The following is a 3801-nucleotide window of genomic DNA, read 5'->3' on the forward strand; positions in this document are numbered from 1 at the left end:
AACAAAAAATATTATTCAATATTCTCTATATTCTCTATATTTCTAAATTCTCTATACTTTCCAAAAATCCTTCTTATTTTCAAATTTATTTTACTTTTTTTGTTTTTAAAGTTTATTTTACTCAAAATTCTTGTTCTTTGATAGTTAAAACTAAAAATTCACATAATCTTTCCTAAAGATACCCAATAATTGGTTTTACATATTTTGTAACATGTCTTTAATATTGCCTTTTTATTATTATAGTAATATGATATAATCAAGCAGTGACAAAAAACTCTTATTAGAATAAAATAATATTAATACGCAACTTGGTAATAATATTGAAAGGAAGTATTCAATTTAAACAACATAGGAGGTAAGTTTATGTTTGAATTTTGCATAAATGACCATAAATACTCTCACATACATTTTATTGGAATTGGTGGGATTAGTATGAGTGGTTTAGCAGAAATTTTATTAACAGAAGGATATAAAGTTTCTGGCTCTGATATGAACAATAGCTATATAATAGAAAGACTAAAAACCTTAGGTGCTCATGTATACATAGGACATAATAAGGATAATATTGAAGGAGCTAACTTAGTCGTATATACAGATGCAATTACAAATGATAATGAAGAACTAATAAAATCTCTAGAAAATAATATTCCAACTGTCGATAGAGCAACTTTCCTTGGTGCATTGATGAAAAATTACGAAAACTCTATTGCAGTATCTGGAACTCATGGAAAAACAACTACAACTAGCATGATAGCTACAATATTAAATCGTTCTCTTTTAAAGCCAACTATTTTGCTTGGAGGCCAATTAGATGAAATTGGAGGAAATATTAAGTTAGGCTCTAAAAAATATCTATTAACAGAAGCGTGTGAGTATAAGGGCAATATTTTAAAATATTTTCCTACTATAGCTATTATTTTAAATATGGAGGAAGAGCATTTAGATTATTTTGAAGGTATCGATCATATAGTAAATACTTTTACTCAATATGGCCAAAATTTAGAAGATGATGGATATTTAATCATAAACTCTGACGATTCTAATGCTAAAAAAGTTATTAAAAATACAAAAGCAAATATAATTACTTTTGGATTAAACAATAAATCAGATTATTCAGCTGAAAATATTTCTTTTACACCTGAAGGCTACCCTCAATTCATGCTTAATATAAAAGGCGAGTCTTTATATCCAGTAAAATTAAATGTCATGGGAATTCATAATGTTTATAATGCATTAGCTAGTATTTGTGCTACTCATCTTTTAGGAGTGCCTATTCAAACCATATTAGAATCTATAGTAGAATATAAAGGTACCCATAGAAGATTGGAAGTAAAAGGAGTTATAAATGGTATAAAAATAATTGATGATTATGCCCATCATCCTACAGAGATTAAAGCTTCATTAAAAGCTTTAAGAAATTCCACCAATAATCAAATCTGGTGTATATTTCAACCTCATACCTATACAAGAACAAAGATATTATTAAATAGTTTTGCTGAATCTTTTTCTGAAGCAGATAAAGTAATAATTCCAGATATATATGCTGCCCGAGAAAGAGATAATGGTTTAATTCATTCTACCCATTTAGTAGAAGCCTTGTCAAAGAATGGAATAGATGCTGAGTATATATCATCATTTGAAAACATTGAAGATTATATCCTTAAAAATGCTAAAAAAGGAGATATTGTTGTCACCATGGGGGCAGGAAATGTTTATACCATAGGAGAAGCTATGCTAGAAAATAAAGAAAGAGAAGCTATATAACCCCCTAAAAAGGGGGTTTACCCGTCTAAGGTTTTTTAATATTATAAATCTCTTCTAGTGTTTTTTTTATTTCCAAAGAATCAAATATAAAATAAGATAAAACCTTTCCATAAATTTTTTTCAACTCTGCTTTGCCAGGCAAAGTTATAAAAGTGAAATCATCAGGTTCAGCACCTATAACTTTCCTAGAATAAGCAAGACCTTCCCATAACTTAATATCCGTTTTAACATAATTAAATCCTTCCTTGATTACAAATGGTAATCGATAAGATAGAACCTTATCTATAAAAGATTGGAGAAATTCTTGTTGAGCTTTGATTCTACCTAAATCTCCATCTATATATCCACCTTTATTGTTGTTTCCTTTTCTATATCTTAGAAATTCTAAAGACTTTTTCCCGTTTAATACTCTTTTCCCTTCCTTTATGTCTATACTTAAAGGCGGTTTAGCAGTAGGGTCTTCATACTTCATGTGGAAAGGCACCATCACCTCTACACCTCCAATTGAATCAATTATCTTTTCCACTCCTGCATAGTCTACCATTATATAATGATGAATAGGAATCCCTTCTAATATATGGGACAAAGCTTTTTTAACTCCTTCTACTCCATGGTCGCCGTATATAGCGTTTATCTTTCTTTGTTCTCCTTGGTTATATCCTTTTCTATGAATATAGGTATCTCTAGGTATAAAAATTGCCTTTACTTTTTTGGTTATAGGATCAAAATTTGCAAATATAATGGTATCTGTTCTAGTATCCTCCATTCCTAACAGGATTACATTAATATTTTCACTATCCTTAAAGGCTTCAGACAGAGAAGAGTAGGTTTTAGTTTCAGTCTTTACTTCCTTGGTATTCCTTTTCTCTTCTATATTTGATTCTCCACCACCAATACTTGTTCCTACTCTGTTTTTATTGGATTTCAAATAAGAATAAGAACCTAAGAAAATAGCAACAAAAAAAAATACAAAGGACACAATAAAAACTTTCCAAAATGTTTTCATTTATTAGCCACCTTCCACAAATGATATTTCTATATATTGTGTCCAATATTTCCCTTTATATATCAAAAACCTTCTTTTTGGTATTAATACCAAAAAGAAGGTTTTAAAATTTTATCTATACAAATTATCTTAAATAATCAAAAAAACCTTTTTTAGTCTTTCTTCCTAATAATCCACCTCTTACCATCTTTCTTAGAAGTGGATGTGCTCTATATTTCGAATCTCCAAATTCATTATATAATACATCCATAATAGCTAAACAAACATCTAATCCTATTAAATCAGCTAAAGCTAATGGTCCCATGGGATGGTTAGCCCCTAATTTCATCGCTTCATCAATGTCCTCCGCTGTTGCTACTCCATCTCCTAATATTCCAACTGCTTCATTTATCATAGGAATAAGCACTCTATTTACCACAAAGCCTGGTGCTTCCTCTACTTCAACAGGGGCCTTTCCTAGAGCTTTAGATAATTCCATTATTGTATTTTTCACTTCTTCTGATGTTCCAATACCATTTATTACTTCTACTAACTTCATAACAGGAACAGGATTAAAAAAATGCATTCCTATTACTTTATCTGGTCTATTAGTACTACTTGCTATTTCGGTAATAGACAAAGAAGAAGTATTTGTAGCCAATATAGTTTCTTCCTTGCATATTTCATCTAATTTTTGAAAGGTTTCCCTCTTAACATCCATTTCTTCTGAAATAGCTTCAATAATTAAATCGCAATTCTTCAAGTCTTCATATTTAGTTGTTATTTCTACCCTTTTTAATATATCATTCTTATCTCCTTCGGTAATTTTTTCTTTTTTAACTAACCTACCTAGATTTTTATCAACTACTTTTAAACTTCCCCTTGGATTTGATGGATCAATATTTCTCACCCACATTGTGACATCATATTCTTTTTGAGCAAAAATTTGAACTATACCAGATGCCATTGTTCCCCTACCTAATACACCAATTTTTTTCATATTAAACACCCCCAAGTTTTATTTTAATTTATAGTTTGGTGTGCGTTTCTCT

The 3801-nt window shown here is 29.7% G+C and carries 3 protein-coding genes; 1 reads left to right on the plus strand and 2 read right to left on the minus strand.

All coding sequences use genetic code 11. From position 1 onward, the window contains the following. Positions 1-363 precede the first annotated feature (363 nt). A complete protein-coding gene (gene murC / locus VK998_RS08245; RefSeq protein ID WP_325227523.1) occupies positions 364-1764 on the plus strand; it encodes a UDP-N-acetylmuramate--L-alanine ligase in 1401 nt (466 codons plus the stop codon). 25 nt (positions 1765-1789) lie between these two features. Here the strand turns inward: murC and VK998_RS08250 are convergent, their stop codons facing one another. Continuing rightward, positions 1790-2770, minus strand: a complete 981-nt coding sequence (locus VK998_RS08250) for an LCP family protein (RefSeq protein WP_325227526.1) — start codon at positions 2768-2770, stop codon at positions 1790-1792. Between the two features lie 124 nt (positions 2771-2894). Beyond that, positions 2895-3749, minus strand: coding sequence for a 3-hydroxybutyryl-CoA dehydrogenase (locus VK998_RS08255; RefSeq protein ID WP_325227528.1), 855 nt, complete (start codon positions 3747-3749; stop codon positions 2895-2897). Positions 3750-3801: the final 52 nt, after the last annotated feature.

It is taken from the genome of Schnuerera sp. (assembly GCF_035459645.1).
Lineage (GTDB): Bacteria > Bacillota > Clostridia > Tissierellales > Tepidimicrobiaceae > Schnuerera.

Excerpts from the sequence above, each read along its gene's own strand:
- VK998_RS08255 (WP_325227528.1), bottom strand. The coding sequence starts at position 3,749 with ATGAAAAAAATTGGTGTATTAGGTAGGGGAACAATGGCATCTGGTATA.
- murC (WP_325227523.1), top strand. The coding sequence starts at position 364 with ATGTTTGAATTTTGCATAAATGACCATAAATACTCTCACATACATTTT.
- VK998_RS08250 (WP_325227526.1), bottom strand. The coding sequence starts at position 2,770 with ATGAAAACATTTTGGAAAGTTTTTATTGTGTCCTTTGTATTTTTTTTT.